The 25,994-nt window shown below is 49.4% G+C and carries 39 protein-coding genes; all 39 read right to left on the reverse strand.

The window, feature by feature from the left end; genetic code table 11:
* Nucleotides 1-10 precede the first annotated feature (10 nt).
* Nucleotides 11-547, reverse strand: coding sequence for a YfiT family bacillithiol transferase (locus NQZ67_RS02670; RefSeq protein ID WP_257442501.1), 537 nt, complete (start codon nt 545-547; stop codon nt 11-13).
* Nucleotides 548-579: 32 nt separating this feature from the next.
* Nucleotides 580-705 (reverse strand): cupin domain-containing protein, encoded by a 126-nt coding sequence (locus NQZ67_RS02675; protein WP_306812675.1) that lies wholly within the window; start codon nt 703-705, stop codon nt 580-582.
* A gap of 15 nt (nt 706-720) precedes the next feature.
* Nucleotides 721-1,431, reverse strand: a complete 711-nt coding sequence (locus tag NQZ67_RS02680) for an alpha/beta fold hydrolase (RefSeq protein ID WP_257442502.1) — start codon at nt 1,429-1,431, stop codon at nt 721-723.
* Nucleotides 1,421-1,795 (reverse strand): DUF2500 family protein, encoded by a 375-nt coding sequence (locus NQZ67_RS02685; RefSeq protein WP_257442503.1) that lies wholly within the window; start codon nt 1,793-1,795, stop codon nt 1,421-1,423. The genes NQZ67_RS02680 and NQZ67_RS02685 overlap by 11 nt, the downstream gene beginning before the upstream one ends.
* Before the next feature lie 12 nt (nt 1,796-1,807).
* Nucleotides 1,808-2,377: a histidine phosphatase family protein gene (locus NQZ67_RS02690; RefSeq protein ID WP_257442504.1), complete on the reverse strand. Its 570-nt coding sequence runs from the start codon at nt 2,375-2,377 to the stop codon at nt 1,808-1,810.
* Nucleotides 2,378-2,394: 17 nt separating this feature from the next.
* Nucleotides 2,395-2,907: an NUDIX domain-containing protein gene (locus NQZ67_RS02695; protein WP_257442505.1), complete on the reverse strand. Its 513-nt coding sequence runs from the start codon at nt 2,905-2,907 to the stop codon at nt 2,395-2,397.
* Between the two features lie 165 nt (nt 2,908-3,072).
* Complete coding sequence (locus NQZ67_RS02700; protein WP_257442507.1) at nt 3,073-4,011, reverse strand: ADP-ribosylglycohydrolase family protein; 939 nt, start codon at nt 4,009-4,011, stop codon at nt 3,073-3,075.
* A gap of 56 nt (nt 4,012-4,067) precedes the next feature.
* Nucleotides 4,068-4,616 carry a GNAT family N-acetyltransferase gene (locus NQZ67_RS02705; protein WP_257442509.1) on the reverse strand — a complete coding sequence of 183 codons (549 nt, stop codon included), beginning with the start codon at nt 4,614-4,616 and terminating at the stop codon, nt 4,068-4,070.
* 38 nt (nt 4,617-4,654) lie between these two features.
* Nucleotides 4,655-5,086, reverse strand: a complete 432-nt coding sequence (locus tag NQZ67_RS02710; protein ID WP_257442511.1) for a GNAT family N-acetyltransferase — start codon at nt 5,084-5,086, stop codon at nt 4,655-4,657.
* 5 nt (nt 5,087-5,091) lie between these two features.
* On the reverse strand, nt 5,092-5,355 hold the full coding sequence (locus NQZ67_RS02715) for a DUF2164 domain-containing protein (RefSeq protein ID WP_257442513.1): 264 nt from the start codon (nt 5,353-5,355) through the stop codon (nt 5,092-5,094).
* A gap of 18 nt (nt 5,356-5,373) precedes the next feature.
* Entirely contained in the window at nt 5,374-5,784 is a 411-nt protein-coding gene (locus NQZ67_RS02720; protein ID WP_371825256.1) for a GNAT family N-acetyltransferase, read from the reverse strand.
* A 4-nt stretch (nt 5,785-5,788) separates the two neighbouring features.
* Nucleotides 5,789-6,217, reverse strand: a complete 429-nt coding sequence (locus NQZ67_RS02725; protein ID WP_257442516.1) for a GNAT family N-acetyltransferase — start codon at nt 6,215-6,217, stop codon at nt 5,789-5,791.
* Nucleotides 6,214-7,077, reverse strand: a complete 864-nt coding sequence (locus NQZ67_RS02730) for a serine/threonine-protein kinase (protein WP_257442517.1) — start codon at nt 7,075-7,077, stop codon at nt 6,214-6,216. Before NQZ67_RS02730 ends, NQZ67_RS02725 begins: the two co-directional genes overlap by 4 nt.
* 2 nt (nt 7,078-7,079) lie before the next feature.
* Nucleotides 7,080-7,625 carry a hypothetical protein gene (locus NQZ67_RS02735; RefSeq protein WP_257442519.1) on the reverse strand — a complete coding sequence of 182 codons (546 nt, stop codon included), beginning with the start codon at nt 7,623-7,625 and terminating at the stop codon, nt 7,080-7,082.
* Nucleotides 7,622-8,284, reverse strand: coding sequence for an HAD family hydrolase (locus NQZ67_RS02740; RefSeq protein WP_371825257.1), 663 nt, complete (start codon nt 8,282-8,284; stop codon nt 7,622-7,624). Before NQZ67_RS02740 ends, NQZ67_RS02735 begins: the two co-directional genes overlap by 4 nt.
* A 6-nt stretch (nt 8,285-8,290) precedes the next feature.
* Complete coding sequence (locus NQZ67_RS02745; RefSeq protein WP_257442523.1) at nt 8,291-9,103, reverse strand: class I SAM-dependent methyltransferase; 813 nt, start codon at nt 9,101-9,103, stop codon at nt 8,291-8,293.
* Nucleotides 9,104-9,121: 18 nt separating this feature from the next.
* Nucleotides 9,122-9,418, reverse strand: a complete 297-nt coding sequence (locus NQZ67_RS30575; protein ID WP_371825258.1) for a hypothetical protein — start codon at nt 9,416-9,418, stop codon at nt 9,122-9,124.
* A gap of 153 nt (nt 9,419-9,571) precedes the next feature.
* Nucleotides 9,572-10,138, reverse strand: coding sequence for a pyridoxamine 5'-phosphate oxidase family protein (locus NQZ67_RS02755; protein ID WP_257442525.1), 567 nt, complete (start codon nt 10,136-10,138; stop codon nt 9,572-9,574).
* A gap of 18 nt (nt 10,139-10,156) precedes the next feature.
* Nucleotides 10,157-10,843, reverse strand: a complete 687-nt coding sequence (locus tag NQZ67_RS02760; protein ID WP_306812676.1) for a DJ-1/PfpI family protein — start codon at nt 10,841-10,843, stop codon at nt 10,157-10,159.
* Nucleotides 10,809-11,357, reverse strand: a complete 549-nt coding sequence (locus NQZ67_RS02765) for a P-loop nucleotide/nucleoside kinase family protein (RefSeq protein ID WP_257442529.1) — start codon at nt 11,355-11,357, stop codon at nt 10,809-10,811. Before NQZ67_RS02765 ends, NQZ67_RS02760 begins: the two co-directional genes overlap by 35 nt.
* 73 nt (nt 11,358-11,430) lie before the next feature.
* The gene (locus NQZ67_RS30905; RefSeq protein WP_503636295.1) at nt 11,431-11,721 is read right to left on the reverse strand and encodes a YjcN family protein; all 291 of its coding nucleotides are present in this window, start codon (nt 11,719-11,721) and stop codon (nt 11,431-11,433) included.
* Entirely contained in the window at nt 11,714-12,418 is a 705-nt protein-coding gene (locus NQZ67_RS02770) for a metallophosphoesterase family protein (protein WP_257442532.1), read from the reverse strand. The genes NQZ67_RS30905 and NQZ67_RS02770 overlap by 8 nt, the downstream gene beginning before the upstream one ends.
* Before the next feature lie 725 nt (nt 12,419-13,143).
* Nucleotides 13,144-13,788, reverse strand: a complete 645-nt coding sequence (locus NQZ67_RS02775) for a pyridoxamine 5'-phosphate oxidase family protein (RefSeq protein WP_257442534.1) — start codon at nt 13,786-13,788, stop codon at nt 13,144-13,146.
* A gap of 11 nt (nt 13,789-13,799) precedes the next feature.
* Nucleotides 13,800-14,207 (reverse strand): cupin domain-containing protein, encoded by a 408-nt coding sequence (locus tag NQZ67_RS02780; RefSeq protein ID WP_257442535.1) that lies wholly within the window; start codon nt 14,205-14,207, stop codon nt 13,800-13,802.
* Complete coding sequence (locus NQZ67_RS02785) at nt 14,204-14,731, reverse strand: DinB family protein (RefSeq protein WP_257443346.1); 528 nt, start codon at nt 14,729-14,731, stop codon at nt 14,204-14,206. The genes NQZ67_RS02780 and NQZ67_RS02785 overlap by 4 nt, the downstream gene beginning before the upstream one ends.
* Before the next feature lie 60 nt (nt 14,732-14,791).
* Nucleotides 14,792-15,241, reverse strand: coding sequence for a RidA family protein (locus NQZ67_RS02790; protein WP_257442536.1), 450 nt, complete (start codon nt 15,239-15,241; stop codon nt 14,792-14,794).
* Nucleotides 15,242-15,276: 35 nt separating this feature from the next.
* Entirely contained in the window at nt 15,277-15,885 is a 609-nt protein-coding gene (locus NQZ67_RS02795) for a transglutaminase-like domain-containing protein (RefSeq protein WP_257442537.1), read from the reverse strand.
* 4 nt (nt 15,886-15,889) lie between these two features.
* A complete protein-coding gene (locus tag NQZ67_RS02800; protein WP_257442538.1) occupies nt 15,890-16,288 on the reverse strand; it encodes a hypothetical protein in 399 nt (132 codons plus the stop codon).
* Between the two features lie 26 nt (nt 16,289-16,314).
* A complete protein-coding gene (locus NQZ67_RS02805; RefSeq protein ID WP_257442541.1) occupies nt 16,315-16,785 on the reverse strand; it encodes a hypothetical protein in 471 nt (156 codons plus the stop codon).
* 24 nt (nt 16,786-16,809) lie between these two features.
* A complete protein-coding gene (locus NQZ67_RS02810) occupies nt 16,810-17,073 on the reverse strand; it encodes a hypothetical protein (protein WP_257442543.1) in 264 nt (87 codons plus the stop codon).
* 99 nt (nt 17,074-17,172) lie between these two features.
* Nucleotides 17,173-18,729: an ABC-F family ATP-binding cassette domain-containing protein gene (locus NQZ67_RS02815; RefSeq protein ID WP_257442553.1), complete on the reverse strand. Its 1,557-nt coding sequence runs from the start codon at nt 18,727-18,729 to the stop codon at nt 17,173-17,175.
* 76 nt (nt 18,730-18,805) lie between these two features.
* Entirely contained in the window at nt 18,806-19,609 is an 804-nt protein-coding gene (locus tag NQZ67_RS02820; RefSeq protein ID WP_257443348.1) for a helix-turn-helix transcriptional regulator, read from the reverse strand.
* Nucleotides 19,610-19,787: 178 nt separating this feature from the next.
* On the reverse strand, nt 19,788-21,401 hold the full coding sequence (locus NQZ67_RS02825; RefSeq protein WP_257442555.1) for a DHA2 family efflux MFS transporter permease subunit: 1,614 nt from the start codon (nt 21,399-21,401) through the stop codon (nt 19,788-19,790).
* 65 nt (nt 21,402-21,466) lie between these two features.
* Complete coding sequence (locus NQZ67_RS02830) at nt 21,467-21,898, reverse strand: MarR family winged helix-turn-helix transcriptional regulator (protein ID WP_257442566.1); 432 nt, start codon at nt 21,896-21,898, stop codon at nt 21,467-21,469.
* A gap of 220 nt (nt 21,899-22,118) precedes the next feature.
* On the reverse strand, nt 22,119-22,643 hold the full coding sequence (locus NQZ67_RS02835) for a DUF2179 domain-containing protein (RefSeq protein WP_257442568.1): 525 nt from the start codon (nt 22,641-22,643) through the stop codon (nt 22,119-22,121).
* A complete protein-coding gene (thpD, locus tag NQZ67_RS02840) occupies nt 22,643-23,536 on the reverse strand; it encodes an ectoine hydroxylase (protein ID WP_257442570.1) in 894 nt (297 codons plus the stop codon). Before thpD ends, NQZ67_RS02835 begins: the two co-directional genes overlap by 1 nt.
* A gap of 96 nt (nt 23,537-23,632) precedes the next feature.
* Entirely contained in the window at nt 23,633-24,025 is a 393-nt protein-coding gene (locus NQZ67_RS02845) for an ectoine synthase (protein ID WP_257442572.1), read from the reverse strand.
* A 37-nt stretch (nt 24,026-24,062) separates the two neighbouring features.
* Nucleotides 24,063-25,385 carry a diaminobutyrate--2-oxoglutarate transaminase gene (gene ectB / locus NQZ67_RS02850; RefSeq protein WP_257442574.1) on the reverse strand — a complete coding sequence of 441 codons (1,323 nt, stop codon included), beginning with the start codon at nt 25,383-25,385 and terminating at the stop codon, nt 24,063-24,065.
* A gap of 71 nt (nt 25,386-25,456) precedes the next feature.
* On the reverse strand, nt 25,457-25,984 hold the full coding sequence (ectA, locus tag NQZ67_RS02855) for a diaminobutyrate acetyltransferase (protein ID WP_257442577.1): 528 nt from the start codon (nt 25,982-25,984) through the stop codon (nt 25,457-25,459).
* Nucleotides 25,985-25,994: the final 10 nt, after the last annotated feature.

A 25,994-nucleotide genomic window follows, 5' to 3' on the forward strand; every position in this document is an offset into this window, starting at 1 on the left:
CTGCGCCGCTTTATAACGGATCACTCGAGCGTTCTCCTATTATCGAATGGATATGCGCGCGGTGATGCCGATGATGCCACACAAACCGCTGCAGCGCCATATCCAGCGTAACTTGACCCAGCGCTTCCGTCACGAGCGTTCGTGTGAACTCTTCAGGCATCATCCCCGTCAGAAGCACATGAAAACGATAGTGGAGAGCTTCTAGGAGGACCAAAGAATGCTCGATCGGAAGCGTCTGATAGTCATGAAGAGCTCCCCACAGATCTTCCCGATAGCTGCTTGCAGACGGGTTATGTTCCGTTAACGCTCTCTTGAATCGCAAATAGGCGTTCATATCATTGTCGGCTAGATGATGTACGATTTGAGTCGGCGTCCATCCTTCCGGACGGTAAGGACTGCTTAGCCGGGTACTGTCTAAATGGTTCAAAACGGAACGCAGCGCTCCGACTAATTCCGGAATCATCCGAATATACTCTTGACGCTCCTGAATCGTAAGGTACGGCGAACCTTCGAATCTTCCTATCGGATATCGAACCTCATCCAACATATTCGCCTCCTCCATTAGTCACGCTGTTATCGTTACTCGCGGCTCACGCGGTCATTTTTGGTGTTCGGCTGGGATATGACGAGAAATTCCAAGTCCTGCTCCGACCGATTGAATACTTGGTGAAGCAACAGGGGCTTCACTTCGATCCCTTCATGCATCGCTGTTCTCCTTCTCTATGCGTTGCCCAAAAATTGTTTGATTGTCTGGAAGAGCAAAGCCTTCTCCGTGCTGCGGATGCTATGGGCAGATTCATAAAAGCAATGCTCGTCCAGGCCCGGGTTCATCTCCCGGTAGACGTCCATGTCTTGCTCGCTTATAAGGCTGCCCTCGAGCATGCCTCTTAAGATGAGGAGCCGGCGAGGGAAAGAAAAACGCAAATCCGCTTGCCTCGACTCCCTTTGGATTCCTCTAACCGCCTCGGGGCGGATATTCCCGGTTCTGCCGTATGGAATTAGGTAGTCGTTAATGTATTCCTCCGCCCACTCCGGCGGCATCATCTTGTGCTGCGCGGGATAGTCTTGAACCATAATCGATTCGACAGAGGCCATATTCGCTCGCGCGAACCCAAGCGCGTACGACACTCCTCGCGAGTATGCGAAAAGATGGAATCGATGAAGCGCTGCGTCCTTTACGACGCTCTCAATATCCGATACATGTTCTTTCAAATCATAGCCTGCAGCCGGAGTGTCGCTTAAGCCCCGTCCGCGAAACGACAGTACTGCGCATCGTCGAGGCCACAAGTAAGCTATTAGCTCCTCATATTCCTCGGCGGTTTCAGATAGTCCGGGACAGAGCAGGACGGGCGTCAGAGGCGACGCAGAAACCGTTTCCAGATAGTGAATGCGCAAGTCGCCGTTCAAAGCAAACCGGGATTCAATGACCATATGCCCTGCTCCTTCCGTGTCCGTCTTCATGAAAAGCTAGAAACGTCGTGGACCAATTTTTTCGTTTGAAATGCAGAATACCTTCCTGTCCGACCCGCAGCTCCTCGTATCTGACATCCGATTTGATCGGAAACTCGACCGCTTCGCCTCGGACTTCGAATGTAACAAAATAGAGGGTCACCTTAGGAATGCGGCGATCCGGCTCGATTGTCTCTTCCCGCTTGCGTATGACTTTGGCGCGCGCGATTTCGATCGCTAGTTTTTCTTCCCGGCGCCTGATCTGCCGATCTCGATAGATCATCAGACCAAATAATGACGAAATGATAATGATCATACATAGCGCTGCGATGCGTTCAATTGTCATGTCGATCACGTCCTACTTCCAGATCCGCTCCACGCTGGTTAATCGGCGATTATCGAAGACCATTCGGTAGATATCCGGCTTGGAGGTGCTCTGCCAGAAGTCGTACCCGAAGCGGCTGTCGTAATAGTTCATTATAATGGTCATGATATTGCCATGTGTCCCTATAGCGATGCTTCGGCCCGCATATTGTTCAAGCAACCGCTCGAAGAGGGGAATGGCCCGCTGCTGGGCGGCCCGAGTCGACTCCCCGCCTGGCAAAGCGTATTCCTCATCCTCGAAGGAGCGTTTGATCGCGGCCACGATGTCCTCCCACGGAGCCTGCACTTCCAAACCTAAAATGGATCTTTCGACCAGCTCGTCATATTCCATGATCGGCAGCTCTCTGCGCTCGGCCAGCTCTTGCACCGTTTCCCTTGCCCGGGCATATGAGCTGGAGCAGACAGCATGGATCTCAACGCCTTCCAGCAAATCCGCTGCTTTCTTCGCTTCCTGCGCGCCTTCGCGCGAGAGTCCTCTCGTTTTTTCTTCGCCTAACGCGTAAGGCGATTCGGCATGTCTGACCATATATATAGTCGTATGCACGTCGGCCTCTCCTCTCCTTAGCCTTGCAGGTAACCGGCCTGGACCAAAGCTTCCCGGTACAGCCCTTCATTTTCGCGGACCCAAGGCACCTGTATCGCTTGCTCCGGTCGGAACATGCCCCTTCCCCGAACCTCTTTATTCACCTGAACCTCGTCTACTTTCGTTACCTTCCCCCAATAGAAGACCATGTAGCTATTCGGGAAAGGATAGGAATAACCACTCGGCCGTTCGCCGAATAATTCGATCTTCATGTAGCCGAGCTGCTCCAGTGCGCCGACATGGGCACCCGTTTCTTCGTAGAGCTCCCGCCTAGCCGCATCCTCTACGGATTCGCCAGGCTCGACGTGCCCGCCGGGAATATCCCATCCCCGATCATGGAGCTCGGTAAGCACGATCGCGTCCTCTTGGAAGGCCAGCACGAACGCGCATGAAACGGCTTCACGTTCCGGCACCTGGTCCGTAATGATGGTTGTCATTCGGTTCGGCTTTGGCAGCCATTCTATTTCTTCTTGAATATGTATAGTGCGCATCTTCGATCTGCCCCTCTATTTGCGTATTCTATTATTGTATCATCAACTTACATATAGTGGAAGGTAGAGTAGGCAGATGAACGAATGAATAGACAAAAAAAACCGCCCTTCCGGCCGATGCGGCCTTCAGAGCGTGTCTCTTATTTATATTCATCTCATATTCACCTATTCAACCCTCGATATCCATTGCTCGAATCTCTCGCAAAGATCCAACACGTCAGCCTTCCTTGCCAGCTGCTGTATCCAATTCTCAGGAATCGAATCCTCTCCGTACATAAGCCCGGCTAAGCCGCCGGCAACCGCGCCAGTCGTGTCGGTGTCCTCTCCGAGATTGACGGCTTTCAGTACAGCGGCCGAATAATCATTGGTAGTCAGCAAACACCAGAGACTGGCTTCAAGCGTATGCACCACATATCCCGTTGATTGGATCGCGGATTCCGGCAAGCTCCCGAGATCCTCCTTCAGAATGCGGTCATAATGCTTCAGACTTTCGTCTCCCGCAAATAGCTTTGGAATCGTATCCTTAATTTGAAGGAGGCCTTCCTCCAATCGAAGTCCTTGCAGCAACGATAAGGCGAGCTCCACATAAATGACGCAGCCGATGACGGAAGTGGAGTGCCGGTGCGTGATGGACGAAATCTGCTTGACCGCTTGTATTCTTGCTTCAACCGGATGGCGCTGAAGCTCGTAGGCTAACGGAAGGATCCGCATAAGCGATCCATTGCCGTTGCTGTACTCATCGGAGCCGCCGGCGAGATCCGGACGGATAAACTCATCCATCAGCCTATCAATGGCTCTCCGAGTGGCAATGCCGATATCGAACACTTTGCCATGCGGCGTCCAGAACGCGGCATCGTACCATCTCGTGAATTGATGCGCCGTATCGTACATGTCGATTCCGTTGCTTCCGATCATGCTTTCCATTTGGCAGAACACCATAGAGCTATCGTCAGACCAAGTCCCCGCGGGCTGATGATGCGAGCCATACTCTCTCATATCGGTTACCGGAGCTTGAACTAATGCCTCTCTCGCTCTGAATTCGACCGGCACGCCCAAGGCGTCGCCTACGCATAATCCCAGAATGCCTGCTCTTACCTGACTCATCGCGCACCCCCTCATTTCTATAAATCTTCGTTCCTAATTCGGAAGCGGAGTCCCGATTACTCTTTCCCATACAACCGCTCGAACTCCGATCTCGTTATCCCATAATGAATTTCATCAAAATATTCGCCGTTCGAATAGATCATGCTGCGCAGCTGGCCTTCTCGAACAAAGCCCATCTTCTCATGCAAAGCGATAGAAGACTGGTTGAAAGAATAGACATGGGGCGTTACCTTCTGGTAGTTTAGTTCAAAAAAGTAATAGCGCAGCACCATCCGTATCATTTCTCGGGCGTTGCCTTGACCGCGGAAGGCTGGCAGAAGCGTTATACCGTATTTGAACGTCCCATTCCTTCGATCGCAGGAGAACGTGTTAATCGTGCCGATCGCCTCGCCTGCCGCATTCTCCGCAACCCATCGGAATTGATCGCCGATTCTCGACTTCTGCTCGGATTCGAGCCACTGGGACTGCCTCTCGTCGGACTGGGGCGGATAGATCTGATCGACGTTGCGCGATACCTCGTCATCGAATTGCTGAAACAGCTTCGCATCCGTGGATTTCAAAGCCCTTAACGTGATGATGTCGGACTTCCAATAGTTTAGCGGCATCTTGATCCCTCTTTTTGAGATGTGTTGGAACAACCTGATTAAGGCGATTTGTAATGCTTCGGTCTCCGAACCATGAACCGTTCCGAATCTTTGACGAAACCATGCTGTTCATATAATCGATGCGCGTCGGCCGTTCCCAAAAATCCGGAGAGATGGATCAGCTCATCGGACTGAATGATGCTATCCACGAATCTTTTTCCCACTCCCCTGCCTCTATACGCCTCGTCGATCCAAACATCGCATAACCAATACATTGTCGCTTGATCCGTCACGGCTCGGGCAAACCCGATTTGATTCCCGCCGCCATACACACCGAAGCAAATGGAGGCTTCTGATTCAATGGAGCGCTTAATCGTCTCCGCGGGACGATGACTCGCCCAATAAGATTGACCTAACCATGAATAAATCCGCTCCAGCTGCAGCAGCGACTTATCCGAACTGATCACATATCCATCAAATTCTACACGCATCGTCTCTAGTTCCTCCTCTTGGCCGATCGCGTCGATACTTCCATGGCGTATAGTTCGTCTTCCAGCTGTTCCGCCTTTTTGCTCATGAAAGCCCTCACATCGCTAAGGGCTTGATTATATAGGAACGGACCGAATTCGCTCAGCATAAAATCTACCAGAAGCTCAGCCTCCAGATTTCCGAGAGATTCCGATCTCTCGCGTTCATAGTAGCTGATCAGACTCGCAATCATCTCTTCTTTCCGCTCTCTTGGGAGCTTCATCGCTAGCATGCCGCGCACCTCCTCCTATTATCTTTTACGCTTAATGACAAAAGCATTATCGGCTTTCTCAAATCCCAGCTTCGGATAATAGTCGAGCGCACCTGGCGCGGAGAGCAGTACAAGCGAACATTGTTCGCCGATTTGATTCTGGATCCGGCTCACAAGCTCATTGCCGATCCCGTGCTTCTGATAGCTTCCGTCAACCGCCAGATCGGACAGATAGCAGCAGTAGGAATAATCCGTCAAAGCTCTCGCAAGGCCGACCAACTTCTCTCCGTCCCACGCGGAGACGATAAGCGTGGCGGAATCGATCATTTTCTGAATGCGCGCAAGATCGTCGGAAGGCCTCTTAATCCCAGAGCTTTGGAACACTCGAGCCACGTCGTTTGCCATCGGCTTTCTCACATCGGAATACGTAATCCTAATCATGGCTTCCATCCTCTCACAAAATTTGATTGCCATGCACGACGCCGAACATCCCCGTCATTCCATCGTGGCGCTGGAACCCGTAACGCTGGTAAAAGGGCTCCTTCCCTTGCGCCGCGAACAATCCGACAAATGCCTTCTCCGGCGCATGTTCTTTCAGATGGCTCGTGATTGCTTCCATGATCATCTGGCCTATGCCTTTATTTTGATGATCTGGCGACACGGCTATATCTTGAATATAGAAGTAGATATGTCCATCGCCGACAACGCGGCCCATCCCTACTACGCGATCGCCATGCTGAGCGACGACTCCGAACAATGATTTGGGCAATGAATGTTCAGCCGCTTCAAAATTCATGTAATCCTTCCAGCCTACTTCCGTGCAAAGCTGTACGTATTCTTCAATCGTCGGTACTCGATTAGTTAATTGATATTCGTTGTTCATATGGTCTCCTTAGCGTTTGTCCAAGCCCAATAAAACTCGACCAGGGACTGGTATCTTCTTTCACGATCAGCGCTCGCAGCGCGAAGCGCAACTTCATAAAGACCCTTACTCGCCTCCCACTTCTCGATCGAACGATCCAACTCTCCGCCTAGAAGCGAGAAGGCCATCGCCCCCATATTAAATACGTTCGTAATTTCGTCGATCTCTGCCCCCAGTTGAAACTCTTCGGGCGACATAAATCTTTTTGAACCCCAGAGCCTGCCCATTGTATTGATAAATGGTTTCTTCTGATAGACATCAATATCGCAAATTTTAGTAGAATGGGTCGCAAAATCATAAAGAATGCTTCCGTCATAAAAATCAACGGCAACGAAGCCTTGATCCGCCACATGAAGATGAAAAACAAAAAGCTGCTCCAGCGATGTCAAACGAGCATCGAGCGGAAGCTGCTTATAGCGATAATAAGGCGACGCGGGGTCCTCGTATTTGGCCGGGGGCGGAAACGTCCAATGCGGATGAAGATTCTCGCCATCGAACCATTCGAATACCGCAGCGAAGCCTTCTCCCGCATGGAAATGATCAACAAGCTTAACAAGGGAGGGATGCGCTAAACGTTGGTACAGAGGAATGGCAGCCTGCAGCCGTTCTATAGCCTCTTGCGGTTCGCCATTATAATGAATCGTTTTTGCACCGGCATATTTCACAAATTTCTTCCCAGCCGGCGTCTCGATACCGAACGAAATATTGCCGGAATCCTGTTGGTCGAACACCGCGAACACTTCCCCCAGCTCCGTTACCCATTCCAAGCTGTGGGGCTCCTTTAATTGGAATGTGATTTCGTTGAGCTTGATCATCTCCATAGTTATTCTCCATTGTAAGATTCGTATACGACATTACCTTCAAGATCAATCGCCCGTATATGAACGGGAAGCTTTATTCGAGACTCATCTGCCAAAAACCATGCACGTTTGTCTTCATATTCAATTATTTGGGCGGATTTCACACCTGAATTTATAATGACGATTTGAGCAATTGCAGGATCGAGAACTGCCCCGTAATAGAAGGCTTCTTCTCCATTGGCTCGTTCCGATACGTGCCACGAAATGCCATCATCGGATTGCAAAGCTGCATTTCCGCCGGAATGAAGAAGCTCAAGGCCAAACTGTTTATCTTTAAAATACGCATATCGAATGGAATGACTATCGACCTCATACAAAGTAAACACTTGATCCTCTTTGATCTGCGTAACGATGATTTCATTAGAGCCGCTATGTATATCATTTAGTTCCCGCATGATTTCGTTCTGCATCGTGGAGCGTGACGAATAATATACAATCGAGCATGCAAGTACAACGAATAGAATAACAGAAAACCAGAGACCTTTTCCAATTCTAAAACGTTTCATCATAACAGCTGCCGAAGCTCTCTAATATCATGAATATGCGCAATCGGACGGACCCCCATTTGGGCCATTTTTTCTGTATCCGCATTGTAGGCGACGAATGGGATGCCCGCTGCTTCTGAGGCCGCACCGTCAATCCATGCATCGCCAACGGACAGCCATTCCCTGGCAGGGACATGCTCATAGCTATCTAACACGGCGTGGAACCCGTCAGGGGAAGGCTTCATCCCATTCATATATTCCCGACCAATAACGATATTGAAGTAGTCGAATATATGGTGACCTCGTAATGCGGCAACTGCGGCAGCAATCGAGTTGTTGGTGACAATAGCCAAATAGTACTGACCCTGTAATTCGGACAGCAGCTCTGTCACACCCGCTTCTAACTCCGCGAATTCCATTCCCGCCGTTTCGAATCGCTTCGGTATCTCCCACATTTCATCGATCAATTGCTGGTTCATGAGCTTCGTCTCGATCGCCGTTTTGATGATGGTTGCTGTTGTATGCACCGCAAGAGGCAAGTGATTAGGCAATATTCCGCGCTTGACGAGGAGGCGGTACGTTTCCTCCTTCATCCCTTGAAAGTCGATACTTGATTTCAAGATCGTATTGTCCATATCGAAGATGATCCCTTTAACCCGGTTGCTCCTGTGTTGCACCTGCATATGGCATCATCCTTTCCTTCCAATATACAGCAGATGCGAAGACGTGCCCAGTATATAAGGATTCTCCGACTCCTTCAAGACGAGCTGCATCATTTGGCGGAATTCTTCATCCCCTCTTCGCTTCCAATAGTCCCATTGCTCTTGAATCATAGCGCCTGCGATGCTTCCGGAGCCAATCAGCTTCTCTGTCTTGAAACCATGCTTCTCCATGAAAGGAATAATCTCGTCGATATGAAAATAATAAGCCCCCGTGAACCGACCCGGATCACTGTGGTTGAAGATTCCGGTTTCCATGAATCCGCAAATACCGTCTATCGTATGGTTTGGCTTCCAATGCTCGGGATACATAAGCGATGTAGTCAGAAACCGAGTCCGGGACATCATGGCGACGAACACAACCCCTCCCGGCTTCGTCACGCGATACAGCTCTTCCACAGCTTTCGCTCGATCTGCCTCCTGCTGCAAATGATACAGCGGTCCTAACATGAGAGCGGCATCGAACGTTTTGTCCGCGAATGAACCAAGATCCCGCGCGTCAGCCGTATAGAAGCCGTCGAACCGATCGGTCAATCCATGCTCTTGCGCTTTTTGCTCCGCAATTTCTACCATCCTTGGAGTCAAATCGGTTAACGTTATTCGATACCCTCTTCTCGCAAGCTCTAACGCATATTTCCCAGGACCGGCGCCATTATCCAGAACGCTGCCCTCGGACGGAAGATTGCGTACAATATGGTGGAGATTCACCTGAAATTCGAGCGGCTCCCGATCGAGACGCCCCCACTCGTCGAATGTATGATAATAAGAAATGATTGGATTCATGGACTTCCCGCCCCTTCTTTACCGCTTCCGTCGATGCCAAATCGTCGAAATGGCGAACCTGCCAAAGTAATACACAGCTGCAAGGAGCAAGAACGCCGCCGCAACTGTTATCCATGACAAGAAGTCGAACCGCGGAATCGTTCCGAATGACACCTGATGCTGCAGGTTATCTACTGATTCATATTGATTAATGATGTCGGGCACATAATTATACGTGAGCACATATCCCTGATAGACATTCCAGCCCACCCAGCCTAACACAACCAATAGAGCAACCGCTAATGACTCCCAAATCCATCTTTTGTTAAGCTTCATCCCTTTGAATCTCCTATATTTGATGTGATAAGAGAAGAACCCACCTTTGGCAAGGAACCTAAGGTGAGTTCTTCTTCATTTGTCTTCCTATATTGTACCATCATCTTCCAAACAAAGGGAACACTAATTTGAGTGAATGGGGAGCGACTCCTCCTAATCTCCAATTCCAACCTCGAACGTCCTGCCTAATGGCGTTAGGATCCCATCCATGCTAACCGCGTTTTTATTTTTCCGGTATTGAACAAGCTCGTCATCCGATTTATTATTCGCCCACTTCAACAGAAGATCTCTTTCTCCCTCGAATGAATACAGAGGCACGCTGAAGCCGCAGGACGTTTTAACGATATCAACGTCCGAGACAATAATTTGCCGGTAGCCTGGCAATAACTCGAATAGAGGCGCCAATTGTTCCCACTCCTCTGTTCCCGGAAGCACAACTTGAGCCGTGCCGTATAACCTCAAGATGAGAGGTTTTCCTTGGAAAGCCACAAACATAAAGGTTATCCGATTCGTCTCCGTCAAATGCGCGCTAGTCTCGTTCCCGCTTCCCGTTAGATCGAGATACGCAACCCGATTGGGAGAGAGAATTCGGAAGACGTCGTGCCCCTTGGGCGAAATATTCACATGACCTTCTGCCCCAGCCGTCCCGACAAAAAACATCTTCTGCTCTTGAATAAAAGCCTCATGCTCGGGCCTCATCGCTTCATAACTTGTTCCCATATCTCTCACCTCGCTTGTTTATTCTTCCTCCGCTACCTCCAAATTTCCATTCTCATGATAGCTGTTATATTCGATCGTTTTTGCGGTTCGAAGCGCCGTCTCTTTGCCGAATAGCGTCTCAACCAGAAATAGCGACATATGGATTCCTGACGAGACGCCGCCCGAAGTCATAATCCGCCCGTCTTTTACCGCAACTTTATCCTTGATGACTTCTATTCCCCTCTTCTTGTTACTCAAATACGAAAAAACAAGATGATGCGTCGTTGCTTTTTTGCCATCCAATAGTCCCGCTTCCGCCAAAATAAGAGCGCCTGAGCATACGGAGCAAATCACTTCGGCCTGCTTGGAGCTCGAGAGGATGTACTCCATCGCGGCTCTGCTCTTGATCAGCTTCTGAACCGCTCGAAGAGGCCCCCCAGGCACAATCAAGATATCAAAAGCCGGTGCCGTGCTTACACTATAATCGGCTTGAACAAGCGTTCCCGCATGGGATTTGATCATTCCGCCATCCTCGGAAATCGTTTTGACTTGGAACGGTGTCCTCTTAGGCAGTACTCTTCGGTACAACAATACCGTTTGCTGCAATCTCGAGTAGGCCGTTAAAGCCAACACTTCCGCCGGACCCGCATAATCTAAAATATCCATACCATCGTAAATCCATATTCCAACCTTATACGATTTTCTCATTGATTCCCCTAGAGTCATTGACCAAAAATCTTGGATTCTCCATGATCTCTTTGACAACCTCTTCAACGACTAGATTCGTTGTATAGATCCTATGATTAGCTGGAGGATTGGAGTGTTTAATCTCCTCCAGTCCGGCAAGACAGCGGTGTCCCATTTGAAACTCGGGTTTCCGTTCCGCATCCCTGCGCAGTAACTCGTGTTCGTCCACCATGAGCACAACGAATTTGACCAGGACTGACGAATCCTTGATTTCGTTCCTAATCCGTGCAGCATTCTGAGGAAATCCGACGTAGTCAATGACCACGTCATGATCATGCTCCAAGTAGTTTTGAGTAAGCGCCAAAATATTTTTCCAAATAAGATCCGTATGATATTGGCTTAGCCAAGGCATTTCGTAGCCGCCTACTACCATTCGATCGACGAGATCCCCCTCGATATACGCGCTTCGGCTTAAGCTTCGAGCGATGATCTTGGAGGTCGTGGATTTCCCCGCTCCGGCCGGCCCGGAAATGATATATACCGTTCTGCTCATTCTGATCATCTCCAGATTCTACTAAACTGGATTCCTTATCCAACGCGATCATACCAAATGTCCGTTTACGCGTCTAGGGTCCCGTGCCTACGCTATTTACCGTCCATATGAAGCCATTCTTGTTCAAATAGAATACATTTATCTCATCTTTTGTTTGATGACTAAAATATCCGTCCACATTATAAAGATGTCCGTATTCCTGGTCGATTCTTTTCATGTCATGGATGTCTATTTGTATGCTCTGAATCGGCCTCAAATGAAAAAAAACGTAACGACGAATTGCAAGCTCCGGCGACAGAAACGAGATCATCCATGCCGCGACTAGCGCAGCGCCGATAATCGCAGCCATCAAGCGTTTATTCATTTTTGACTTTCACTACCCGATATTCACCATCTTCATAAATCAATCCATTCAACTGCATGCCATACGCGCATCCGCCGTCGATACCGATCTTGTTTTCGCCAAACCATATGTCCGGAGTCCCGTGAATATCGATCGTTTTCGTATGACCGAATATGACATGACGATCGTGCTTGAGGCTGGATTGAATAAAAGCGTTCTTGATGTACATAAAATCATGCTCGGGCTGCTCTCTCCAATCCGGATAATCGGGATTTAATCCGGCATGAACATAGATGTGCTCGCTGTCTTCGAAATACAGCGGTAACGAGTCCAAAAACGCGATATGATGACCGTACTGTGTGCGAATCCATTCGATTGCCTTGTCTAACTGCTCCTCCGTAACTTCATCCCCAGAATGGCAATAGCTTTGAATGGTTTGTGCTCCTCCATGCTCCAAAAACTTGGCTTTCACGTCAGGGCTCGCCTTCCGAATCAAATCTACGAGACGCTGATCATGATTCCCTCGCAGGGCGATTGCCCGATCCTGCTGAACGAGCTCCATCACCTTCTCCACAGCGGCTTTGCTGTTCGGACCTCGATCCACATAGTCGCCAAGCAAAATCAGTTGATCCGTTCGCGAATCGAATTCGACCGCCTCAAGCAGCTGATTCAGTTGATCGACACATCCATGGATATCGCTGACCATAATTTTTCTCACCCCTGGACGCCTCCTTGTTGTTCATGCTATCGAGCAGCATTCATATATATGTTGTACAAAGCCGAGCTTCGCGCTAAACATTCCAAATATATTTGTCTGACTTCTTCATTCGAACTTAATTTCAAATAGCTTTCATTTCTTAATATATCAATAAGCGGGAGCATTAGATGATAATAGTCCGGACTATTTTCTTTTAATAGAATGGTTTTGTAGCGGAGAAGTACCGACGGATAACCATCATCCAGTAATCGAAACTTGCACTTTTCCAGCTCCCTATGGAGAAACGTTTGAATCTCGCTTGCCAGGAACCGCCCGTTGGCCGAGGTGGATGAAGGCGCTCCAATAAAGCAATTGCTTACAGTCGAACGGTACCGATAATGGTCTTTGAACCACTCTTTCCTAACGGTAAAGCTATGCCAATTTTTGACCTCTTGGTATCGGTGCCCGAGCGCTTTAGGCTCGCTAGAATAAGATCGATTCTCTCCTAGATTTAAAATATAGTCGAAGATCCTTGCGTTCGTTTCTTTGTCCGTTACGCTCGTCAACGAACACCAGCAGCAGTAGTTTGAATCTACGTTTGCTAGAATACACACCTCTTCTATGGGGCTCACGTATATCGTGAGATAGATGTCCTTGCCACTCACATCATAATTAGGTTGGACACCATTGTCTGCGGAAATGAGATTGTAGGACTGCACCATCTTCATCCCTTTCATGCTAAGCCGTTAGTACAACCGCAAAGTATAACTCTCATCTAATGAAGCTCTGACCTGCTCTTCCGACACTTCAACCTTTTCACGAACATGCGCCGCAATTATTTTCGGCGCTGATGGCAGTTCTTCTTTTGGCAACCATTGAGCTGGCGTCCACAGTCCGGAACGTTTAAAGGCTTTTGCGCAGTGCATATAACACTCTTCGAGCTCAACGCCTATTCCGAGCAATGGCAGCTTCCCGTTGACTGCCGTTCGCTCAAGAAGGATGGGATCTCGGCTGACACATGCTTTGCCATTAATCCGGAAGGTTTCCTCCAAGCCAGGGATCATAAAGATAATGCCGATCTGAGGGTTAACCAAAATATTGTGAATGGAGTCCATCCGCTTATTTCCCGGCCGTTCCGGAATGAACAAATGCTTCTCATCTACAATGTAAACAAAGCCAGGTTCATCACCGCGAGGAGAAGCGTCGCATCGCCCTTCCTTGTCCGAGGTCGCTAATACGATGAATGGACACTTCCGAATAAAATCCATGCTGAGCGGGTCCAGAGTATGGATTACTTTACTTGCAGCAAGCTTGCCCGGAAAACCTATTTCCGGCCGGAGCTTCTCCAAATCCTCAACGGAGTTTAATTGTTCACCAAACACGGAATTCATTTGTTTCCCCCTTACAGCAGCTCTGAGTCAAACTCTAAAAACAATCGCTTCATAAATTCAAAATCACGTTGCGGAGTCTGGTGAATTTTTTCGATAAGTGCATTTATGGCTGGTGTCATAAAAATTAGATACCTTGCTTCAGCGGGATTGGGATTCCAATAGGTATGCGGGGTTCCCTTCGGGACGATTACAGCCTCACCGGAGATAGCCTCCATTATTGCGTCACCGATTTGAAAACCTAAAGTACCATGAAGAATATACCAAGCCTCATCATCGAGATTATGCCGGTGTAAAGGCGCAATAGGTACAGGCTCCTCACCATCTGGAGTCCCTTCGGCTGTCCATTCGGCCATTACAAGATTTGTACCGCGAAGACTTATCGGGAGTCCGTTTTGTAAGGATACTATATATTCCATCATCTCATTTCCTCCTGTTTAAACCATCTTCTTAGCTGATTAATATGAGCCTGATGGTATCGGCTATGGTCAGCCATATGCCATAAACCCCAACGGATCGTAGCTTGCTTTTCATTTTCATGGCCGAAGGTGACAACCCTATCGAGATCCGAGTCTTTTATTTGAGAACATACATTCTTAAGCCTTTCTATAACTCCTTCATACTTAGCCAGAAGAGTACCCAAAGATACCCCTTCAATCATCGGCAGCTTCTGATTCCCATCGATCACGGGGCCATATTCATCTTTTAGTGATTGAGGAAGTGGAGCCCCCGATATACGAAAAACCCAATTTAAGTCAACGTACATAATGTGCTTGATTAATTGGGCCGTACTATTGTATTGGTTCAAGGATCCCTTATAATCCAATTCCTCTTGCGACATGCCCGACGTAATGGTTTGCAGCCGCATACTATTCTCTCTTACAGCGGAATATAGCATACCTACAATAGGAGACATCTCTGCTCCGCCTCGCAAATCAAACAGCATTTCTGTTTCCCTCTCTCCCGCCATCGATTCAACTCGTATACCGCCTTGCCATGGATTGTTTCATTCCACTTCAAAAATAGAATCGACAATAATTGGCAAGTTATCTCGCACGGAGACTGCTCCGAAGACGGATCGCGCATGTACTCCTTTACTCTCGAACACTTCATACATCAATTCCGAGAAGCCGTTAAGAACCTTATGATGCTCTTCGAAGTGAGGTTCAGCATTTACGAAGCCCTGTACTTTAACTACTCTTTTTACCTTGTCCAATGACCCAAGCCCCTCTTTAAGAACGGCTAGGACTTCGATTCCCGCCTGTCTGGCGAAATGATATCCGTCTTCCGTAGCGTACTGACTACCCAGCTTTCCTTTCGGATTCCCGCTAGGACCTTTACCCGATACAAACATCAGCCCGTTCACGATTACAAAATTAGAATAGCTAGCTGCTGGATTACTTGCTTCTGGAAGCCTAATACCTAGTTCTTCTAGACGTCTTTCGATTGCATTCATTTCGGTTCCCTTCTTTCTCGGCCGATTGCCAAAATTTACAGGCTTTCAGGTAAACCTTCCCGATACATTTCTATTCCACTCGAATAAGCTTCTAATGTGTGGATAACAACAGGGTGGGGTTCGTAATAATTAACGAAGTAGTCAAGCTCCCCGTATTCCGCTCTAACCGGAAATGCTAATTTCTCCGTTTCCACAGAAAATTGAGCATTTATGCCTTCTTTGTTTCCTCTTGCATCTAGTCTTATCCATTTGTTCATGTCCCTTATATACACCGTATTTAGAGCATGAATACAATACCCATCTTCGGGTTTATCGTACAGAGTCAGTCGTTGGTAACAAATGCCCGATGGAATCTCCATTCCTCTTAAAATAGCAGCAAGCAAATGCGACTTCGCATAACATATGCCATGCTGTTCCCTTAACACTTCAGACGCTCTTCTAGTCACCGCGTTGCTTTGAATGTCATAAGAATGACTTATCTTATCTCTCACAAATTCAAAAGCAGCCTTTATTCGGTCAAGCTCATTATCCTGTTTAAAAGACGCAATCACTTTTTGGATTTGGTCATCATAGAAATCAATATAATCTGATGCCTGAAGATAAGCATCTAACGTCGATAATTGAATCAATGTTACACCTCTCATCTTCTCAAAACTCCATTGCATGAGGTACTTGATAGATCACATACTTCCTTGTCCATTGCTGCGAAGTTATAATAGATTCTTCATTGTTCTTCATAAATATAGATCCTGAACCCATCTGTTCCTTATATTCCCACCCGTTAGTGTTTAATCTTTTAATTAATTCATTTCGACCGTCAAGCTGATTCCCCTGATAAATATACCAGCTATATAAATCGTCGCTAGTTATTTTGATTATTGAATTATGATTCCGATATACTTTTTGAATAACTTCCTCTTTTGTTGAACCTTCAAACGGCAAATCAGGATAATAAGATTTACTTTCATAGATTAAGAATCCAGATATCACAAGACAAACAACTAGAATGATTGAAAGGGTAATTAAAGCTTTGCGTATATTATTCATTTAACCTCCATATTCACACTAAGTCCTCATTGAATATTAATCACGTCATTAAACTCGCTATTATTTCTTTCCCACAGTATTTGTATATTCATCCGATCTTCCTCTATAGCTTCAAACGTATCCGTATCTGCATCTTCCATGAAATAATAATCAACTTTGAATTCTGTCGTTTTTTTGTTCTGTAAATCCTCCGTTATTATTCCATACAGCTCTTCAGCTTTTATTGACTCCTCTTTATGTGTAGAGTCGAAGACATTTACGACCTCCGTTCCCAAACGGGTCCCTTGAGCAAATACGATCTTCTTCGTTTGATTGATATCTACAATAGACCCAAGATAATGAAATGTAATGGTAAACTTTCTCTTCCCATTTATGAGCTCGACCTCAGGGTTAATGTGGGCTTGCCAATACTGCCCTTTTGCTTCATATGATTTAGGTTTATCTTGCTCCATGGAACAGGCAGATAAAAAAAATAAAGATAGAATGAATAAATACATGGAATATCTCCATCTCATTTTATGTTATTCACCTCGCACCCACATTTCATTTTCTATAAATAGATAACATTCCTCCAGCAGAGCGGAATCCGGTCGAAAGGCCGCATGAGGAAACGTCTTCATTAATCGGTCGACTGCGCTTAACGTATACGGCAACGTCCACCAGCCATCTCCAGGGCTCCACTTACTTCCTTCTATAGCCTTTAATCTCGTAACGTCCTCGTGGGAGAACCGATCAAATTTCACCGTCAGTACTTTTTCATTCAGCTTAAGAACCAAAATTTCCATTTCCTACTACCTCCATTATAACGCAATGATCAAATACTGGAAGATAAAAAAAGAAAGCCCGGCAGCGCGAGTGCTTCTCGCGCGCAGAGCTTTCTTCAATTAAAATACTTTTGTCGTCCAATTCTCGCAGTTCCACGTTTCCGTTACAACATCCCGGTAAAACTCCGGTTCGTGGGAGATCAGAAGAATACTTCCTTTGTATGCTTTCAATGCCCGTTTCAGTTCATCCTTCGCGTCAACGTCCAAGTGGTTCGTCGGCTCGTCGAGCACCAGGAGATTCGTATCGCGGTTGATCAGCTTACACAAGCGAACCTTTGCCTTCTCGCCGCCGCTTAATACGGTGATCTTGCTCTCGATATGCTTCGTCGTCAGACCGCATTTCGCAAGCGCGGCGCGAACTTCGAATTGCGTGAACGAAGGGAACTCATTCCAGATCTCTTCAATACACGTATTGTAGTTCGCTTCCTTGGACTCTTGCTCGAAGTAGCCAATCTCCAGATTATCGCCTAGCTCAACCGAACCGGAAACGGCCGGAATTTCTCCCAAAATGCTGCGAAGCAGCGTCGTCTTACCGATACCGTTGGCTCCGACGAGCGCAATCTTCTGGCCGCGCTCCATTCGCAAACTAAGCGGACGAGAAAGAGGATCAGTATATCCGATGACCAAATCCTTGGCCTCGAAGATGACTCGTCCCGCCGTACGGCCTTCCCTGAAATTGAACTGCGGCTTCGGTTTCTCCTTCGCCAGTTCAATAACATCCATCTTGTCTAGCTTCTTCTGCCTGGACATTGCCATGTTGCGCGTCGCGACGCTCGCTTTGTTACGGGCCACGAAATCCTTGAGATCCGCGATCTCCTGCTGCTGCCGCTTGTAAGCCGATTCCAGCTGCTGCTTCTTCATCTCGTGTACCTGCAGGAAGTGGTCGTAGTCGCCCACGTAACGGTTGAGTTCCTGATTCTCCATATGATAGATCAGGTTGATGACGCTGTTAAGGAACGGGATATCATGGGAGATCAGGATGAAAGCATTCTCGTATTCCTGCAGATAACGCTTCAGCCATTCGATATGAACCTCGTCCAAGTAGTTCGTCGGCTCGTCAAGAAGCAGAATATCCGGCTTCTCGAGCAACAGCTTCGCCAGAAGTACCTTCGTGCGCTGGCCGCCGCTCAGATCGTGGACATCCTTCTCCAAACCGATATCCGTGAGACCAAGACCTCGAGCCGTCTCTTCGATCTTCGCGTCGATCATATAGAAATCCTGATTCGTCAGCGTATCTTGGATGGTGCCGACATCCTCCAGCAGACGCTCGAGCTCTTCCGGAGATACTTCGCCCATCTTCGCGTACATGTCATTCATCTCCTGCTCCATATCGAACAGGTATTGGAACGCGCCCTTCAGCACGTCTCTTATCGTCATGCCTTTGGTCAGCACGGCATGCTGATCCAGGTAGCCGACGCGCATGCGCTTGGACCATTCCACCTTGCCGTCGTCTGGCTGAAGCTTGCCTGTAATGATGTTCATGAAGGTCGATTTGCCTTCGCCGTTTGCGCCGATTAGACCAATATGCTCGCCCTTCAACAAGCGGAAGGACACGTCGTTGAAGATGGCGCGGTCTCCAAAGCCGTGGCTAAGACGTTCTACATTTAATATGCTCATGAATAAACACCTTTTCTGTTAGACTTCATACTCGCTATATTATAAGCGTTAGAAGGCGTTCAACTCAATAAGGAAATTACCCTCTTGCCTTGCCCTTCCCCAGATACGGATAGCTCTCTTGGTTCTGGACGCGTCCAAGGAAATGATTCATTAAAACCGGCAGCGAAATAAGAATCGGCGGATCGTCCAGGCTTGGAGGATGCAGCGTCACGTCCAGATGAGGGAGCTCCGCTCCCGACTGCACGCGGATAGCCGTCTTAAATCGAGTACGCAGCGTCGTCTGAGGAAGCAGCATATTCTTCGCATCCGTCCCCCAAGAGATGGTAGTCCCCATCAAATAATAAATCCCGGGTTTCACATCAGGCATCTCAAAATGACCTAATGTACCAATAAGCGTTCCGTAAAGCGGGAATCCTTCCGGGATGGGCTTCGGGAATAATCCGATCAGAACGACGCCCTCGAACGGATGCTCGCTGCGAACCGTCCCTCGCACCGTAACGTGATGAGGCTGGGATATTACAGGGGTTCCCCAACTCTCCAACTTCCGAAGCATCTCCAAATAACGGTCGGCTTCATTCGCCGTATTCCGGAATTGAGCCGGCGTCATGCCCACCCTCTGCGTGAATCTAGTCGTGAAGGTTCCTAGGCTCTGCTGACCGATCTCCATTCCGATATCCCGGATGCTGAGATTGGTGTTCAAGAGCAAATCCTTCGCCTTCTGAAGACGCAGCGAAGAGACATAATACAACGGAGAAATCCCCATCATCTCCTTGAACAAGCGGGTGAAGTGATACGGACTGTAAGCCGCCTGGCCCGCCAGCTTCCCCAGCGGCAACTCTTCGTCTATATTCTGTTGGATATATGCGATAATCTGCTCCATCTCGGTGCTTGTCGTCACGCCCTACACCGCCTTCCAGCGAACGGATTGCTAACCTCCATAAGTTTACCATCGCTATCCAGTGCGATCAAGTGTTCTTATTCTATAAATTTTTCGACAAGTACAAATAAAAAAAGCTCCGGCTTAACGCCGAAGCTTTCATTATAGAACTTGCTTTCTCTTAAACCCGTTCAGCTCCAAGCTCCGTCGCCTGCGGCTGCTCCGATTCCGGCATCTTATTGGAAGTGCGAAGCGGAATCTCTCTCAAAAACACCGTAAGAATGAGCGCGATGACGACAAGCGCCGTGCCGGCCAGGAATACCGTGGTCAACGAAGAGCTAAGCGCGTCTCGCAGCGTGTCGATCAGCTGCGTGATGATCGGCTGAACGTCCGCCGGCAGCTGGGACTGCAGCTCGGCCAGCTTCGGTTGATCCAGCAGCATCTCCGGATTGTGGAAGGCCGCCAGCTGCTCAGCTAATGCCGGATCGATCTTGTCGAAGTCGAAGCCCGTTCCGGAGGATGCGGCTTTCTCCATATTTCGAGCTAGGCTTGAAGTCATGATCGTCCCCATCACCGCGATCCCGATCGTTCCCCCTAAGTTCCGGAATAGCTGCGAGGATGCCGTGGCAACGCCAAGCTCCGTCGGCTTCACCGCATTTTGGACGGTCAAGGAGAAGATCGGCATGCCGAGACCGAGACCGAGGCCGAAGACGATCATCGCCACGACGGCCAGCCATACGCTGTTCATGAACGCCATAATGAGCATGCCCGCGATCATTATCGGCAGACCGAACAGCGCGAACCGTTTGTACTTGCCCGTCTTCGTAATGATTCGGCCAATTACCGTACTCATAATGACCATTGCGATCGACATCGGCATCGTAACATAACCGGAATAGGTCGGCGAGATGCCTTCAACGCCTTGCACGAAGAACGGCAGGTAGATCAAGGCGCCCATCATGCCCGCATTCATAATGAAGCCCACCGCATTGGAGATCGTAACGATATCGTTTTTAAACAAAGACAACGGTAATACGGGACTGGATGCTTGGCGCTCTACGAAAATAAAGATGACGAGACAGAGGACAGCCGCGGCGAATAAGCCGAGAATTTCGAACGAGCCCCAATCGTATTTCGTCCCTGCCCATGAGAAACCAAGCAGCAGCGCGATAATCGTCAAGCTGAGGAAGAAGGAGCCCAGATAGTCGATTTTCTCCGTTTTGTTGCGTTCCACCTTCGGGAAGAGGAACAGAATCATGAAGAAAGCGACCACGCCAAGCGGCAGGAAAATCCAGAACAGCCACTTCCACGCGAAGTTGTCGACTAGCCAGCCTCCAAGCGTCGGCCCGATAACGCTGGAGAAGCCGAACACCGCCATCATGACGCCGGTCCATTTGCCCCGCTCCCGCGGAGAGAACAGATCGCCGACGGCCGTGAAGACGGAGGCCATAATAATGCCGGCGCCTACGCCTTGAACACCGCGGTAAATGATGAGCTGATAAATATCCTTCGAGAATCCGGTCAAGAATGCGCCGATCATAAAGATGACGATACCCGTCAATATAAACGGCTTCCTTCCATATATATCGGACAGCTTTCCAACCAAGACGGTAGCCAGAGTGGACGTCAGCATGTAGATGGTAATAACCCAGCTGTAATATTCCATCCCGCTCAGTACCGCGATGATGCGAGGCATGGCGGTGCTGACAATCGTTTGGTTAATTGCCGAAAAAAACATGGCCATAATAATTGCCATCATAATCGTGATTTTTCGTTTATGCGATAAGTGTTCCATGATTCTGCTCCTTTATCTCTTGTATGCCTGAAATCTCCGCCGATCCATCCATCCCATTCGTTGGGTTAATCATCGGCCTGCTGCGCGTAACTAACCATCTTCTCCAATACATCGGTTGCGATTGCGGCCTCATCCGCATCCAGCTTGTTCAAATACGAGCCGATAATCTGCTCTCTCATCTCGTGTGCTTGGTTCAGGATTCGTTCTCCTTCTCCGGTTAGCTCGACGAGAATGACTCTGCGATCCGCTGGATCGTTCGTTCGCTTCACGAATTCCGCCTTCTCGAGACGATCGATCATGACGGTTACCGCGCTGGGCTTCACTTCCAGCTTGTCGGCAAGCTCCGTCAACCGGCATTTTCCGCTTTCCCGGATATAGTGCAGCATATACATCTGCGTTCCCGTCACTTGCGAGTTCAAACGATCCATGATCATCGATGCGAATAAACGATTCAGCTGCGTTACCGAACGTTGGAAACGGCTGGCGAGCGATGTCATCCGACTCCCCCCCCCTAATTCCTTAAGTACTATATACTTTAGTTGTATATATTTAAACTATTTAAATAATAGGCCCGATTCGAAGCTCTGTCAAGAGTATCCGATTGCAATCTTCTGGCAGTTAGGTTTAGCTTGCGTAATATTCGCCATAATAAGCAGCCGGTAACTCAAAAAAACTGCCTCCCGTAAAAAAACGGAAGACAGCTATGCGCATCCTATTTTATTTCTCCAGCAGCTTGGCCCAGAAACCGCCGCGGAAGTGCCTCGGTTCATGCGAAATAACAAAAGCCTTGGGCGCCGTTGCCGAGATGGCGTCAAGCAATCGCTTCTCCGCGCTTCGCTTCACGAGCACCTGCATGATGAGTCGCGGGCCGTTGCGTCCTTCCCCCTGCCATACCGTGACGCCGTAACCGCTCGCTCTAAGCTGATCCGGGAGATTGGTATTGACCGTGTCGGCAATGACTTGCACAACAGAGTAACCGAGAGCCAGCGCTTCCTCAATGCGGCTTCCCAGGAATACGCCTAGTCCGAATCCAATGCAATACGCGGCGATGTAGATCGGGCTGGACAAATTGTCCAGCACGATCTGAAGCCCGATCAAATAGATGAACACTTCGACCATCGAGAGTAATGAGGCGGCAAGCCGCTTGGCTTTGATGACAAGAATAAGCCGCAGGGTAAAGATCGAAACATAGGTAATGTTTATTCCCAAGATAAGGGCGATAATGAGTGCGGGATTCGTCACTAGGAACGAGTCGCGATATAGCCGGGTCTCGGTTGTTGTCCGGAGAAGGGCTCGCGCAGTTTATTTTCCACGCTGTTGTAGACCATAAACACATTGCTGCGCGAGTACGGCGAAATATTGCTGCTGGAGCCGTGCATCACATTACAATCGAAGAGCAGCACGGAACCGGCTTCACCGATCGGCATTTGAATGCCGTTCTCATCTGCCAGCGCCTTCAGGCTGTCCTGGTCCGGGACGCCGTATTCCTGCTTGCGAAGCGATTCCTTGAAGTGATTGTCCGGCGTTTGGCCGACGCAGGAAATGAACGTTTTGTGCGAGCCCGGGATAATCATTAGCGGTCCGTTGTAAGGATGGTTATCCGTGAGCGCGATGGAGCAGCTAAGCGCCCGCATATTCGGCATGCCGTCCTCCACATGCCACGTCTCGAAGTCGGAATGCCAATAAAATTCCTTGCCCGTGAAGCCCGGCTTGTAGTTAATGCGCGATTGGTGAATATAAGTATCCGAACCAAGCAGATAGTTCATGATCGAGACGAGTCGAGGGTGCTTCGACAGGCTTTGGAAAATGTCATTGTTCTCGTGCACCGCGAAGATCGAGCGCACCTCCTTGCTCTGAGGCTCGCGGATGACATGGGACGCCTCCTGGTCGCGGTACGCCTCTTGCAGACGGCTCAATTCTTCGCGCCATACGTTAAGCTCCGTTTCGTTGAAGAAATCCTCGAGGAACAGGTAACCGTTCTGCTCGTAGAAATCGGACTGTTCCTTCGTTAGCGGACTGTCAGCCGTCCAGGTGCTGTACACCACGGGATCCTTGCGCTCCGAGCGCCCCGGCTTGTCGGCTAACCTTGATGGATAACGATCGATCGTCTGCTCTTTCGTCAATTTTTGGCTCATAGATATGTACCTCCTAAAGTTTTATGATCATAAATCGGAATACTTCGTGTTGGGGAATAAAACTGCTTCGTAAGCAATTGCTTTGTTTTGCTTTTATCAAGCCTTCGTCTCCTCCGGCAACGGGTACACGCCGTCCTTATCGTGGACCTCCGTACCGGTCAGCGGCGGGTTGAACACGCATACCATCCGCAGCTGGGACCGGGCGCGGAGATAATGCTTCTCGTGTCCGTCGAGCGCATAGAGCGTTCCCGGCTTGATAGGGTACGTCTCCCCTCCAATCACTTCGATTTCGCCTTCGCCTTCGATGCAATAGACGGCTTCGACATGATTCCGATACCAGATAAGCGTTTCCGTGCCGGCCTTAATAATCGTGTCGTGCATCGAGAAGCCCATGTTGTCCTTCTTCAGCAGCAGGCGTCGCGAATTCCATGTCAGCGTGTCAATATCGTCCTTCGTATGAAGGACATCCTCCAAATGTTTAACGATCAATGTAAACCCCATCCTTTCGCAGAAATGATTGGTGCTATTATGAAGATTTTGTCTGAAGCAGCTCGCCCGGCTTCGCCGGCGCAAATAATTGCTGCAGGGCGGCTTCAAGCTTATTGAGGCCTTCCTTCAGCACTGAAGCTTCGATCGTCAGCGGCGGCATCAGCTTCGCGACCTCGTCGCTCGGTCCCGAGGTTTCCATAATCAATCCCTTATCGAAGCAAACTCCGCATAGCTTGGAGGCTTCCTCCGGATTCTTGAACACGAGCCCTTGAATCAGCCCTTTGCCTCGAATTTCCGAGATCTTGCCGCTATATCGCGACGCCATTCGGTTCAAAAACGCGGAGATCGTTTTCGCGTGCGCGTCGATCTGCTTCTCCAGTTCATCGTTGCTCCAGTAGTGAAGCGCCTCCGTCGCCGCGACGAATCCCAGATTATTGCCTCGGAAGGTGCCGTTGTGCTCCCCCGGATTCCAGATGTCATGCTCGGGTCGAAGCAGCGTGATCGCCATAGGCAAGCCATAGCCGCCGATCGATTTGGACAGACAGACGATATCCGGCCGAATGCCCGACTTCTCGAAGCTGAAGAACGTGCCGGTACGGCCGCAGCCCATCTGTACGTCGTCGACGATGAGCAGAATGCCGTGCTCGCGGCAGATGCGTTCCAGATTGCGCAGCCACTTGTCGCTCGCGCCGTTCAAGCCCCCTTCTCCCTGAAGCGTCTCGAGAATGACGGCCGCCGGAAGATCAAGACCGCTTCCGGAATCGAGAATCATCTTCTCAAGCAAGGAAGTCGTATCGACAAGCGGCCCCAGATAGCCGTCATACGGCATGAAGGTCGTACCCGTGAGCGGCACGCCCGAGCCGCCTCGCTTGTAGGCATTGCCCGTCGCCGCGAGCGAACCGAGCGACATGCCGTGGAACGCGTTCGTGAAGCAGACGACATTCGTGCGCCCCGTTACCTTGCGAGCGATCTTCAGCGCGCTTTCCACGGAGTTGGTGCCGGTCGGTCCCGGGAACATGACCTTGTACTTCATTCCGCGCGGCTCCAGGATCGTATTCTGGAACGTCAACAGGAATTTCTCCTTGGCCTCGGTCGCCATGTCCAAGCTGTGCGTGATGCCGTCTTGCAGCAAATATTCAACCAGCTTGGAGCGGATCCGCTTATTGTTGTGACCGTAATTAAGCGCGCCCGCGCCGGCGAAAAAATCGATGTACTCCCGGTTGTCCCGGTCCACCAGCTTCGCGTTGCTCCCTTTGGCGAATACCGTTTTGAAGCTTCTGCAATAGGTTCTCACCTCGGATTCCAGCTGATCGAATACTTGCAGCTTGGATTTCTTGCCCTCTTGTTTAATAGCGTTCATGTTTGTTGTCCTCCTTTTGCGAAGCAAAACATGCTTCGATAGCATCCGGTTCTTTTTTGCGAAACAAAACTTCAATCGCGCCTCGGGCGCCGACCCGCCGGCAGCTGAATCGGCCCGATGCGCAGCAGAAGCTCGGCTTCGTGAGACTCCGGGAACAGATCCGTTCCGTATTGCTCGGATATGCCGCATTCCGCGCCGAGCGTCTTCGCCAATCTTATGAACAGCTGGCGGGATGCGATATTGTCCGGACCGACCGTGGCCTCGACGTAGCGGATATCCTGATTCTCTTCGCGGCTCAGCAGCTCGTTCAGAAGCTTGCTGCCGATACCGTTACCGCGAAGGATCGGATCGACCGCGATTTGCCAGACGAACAGCGTCTGCGGCTCGGACGGCTTGCGGAACGCGGAGACGAATCCGAGCGTCCGCTCATCCTCCTTAACGACGCAGCAAGTGTCCCGGAACATATCGCATAACATGATGTAGCTGTAAGCCGAATTGACGTCCAGGCCGCCCGACCGTTTCACGAGCTTCCACACGGACTGCCCGTCGGATGCATCCGGCTTGCGGCAGGATAGTTGTGCCTCGTTTTTGTCGATCAACGTTAACTCC

Origin of the sequence: Paenibacillus soyae (assembly GCF_024623455.1) — a bacterium.
GTDB classification, from domain to species: domain Bacteria; phylum Bacillota; class Bacilli; order Paenibacillales; family Paenibacillaceae; genus Pristimantibacillus; species Pristimantibacillus soyae.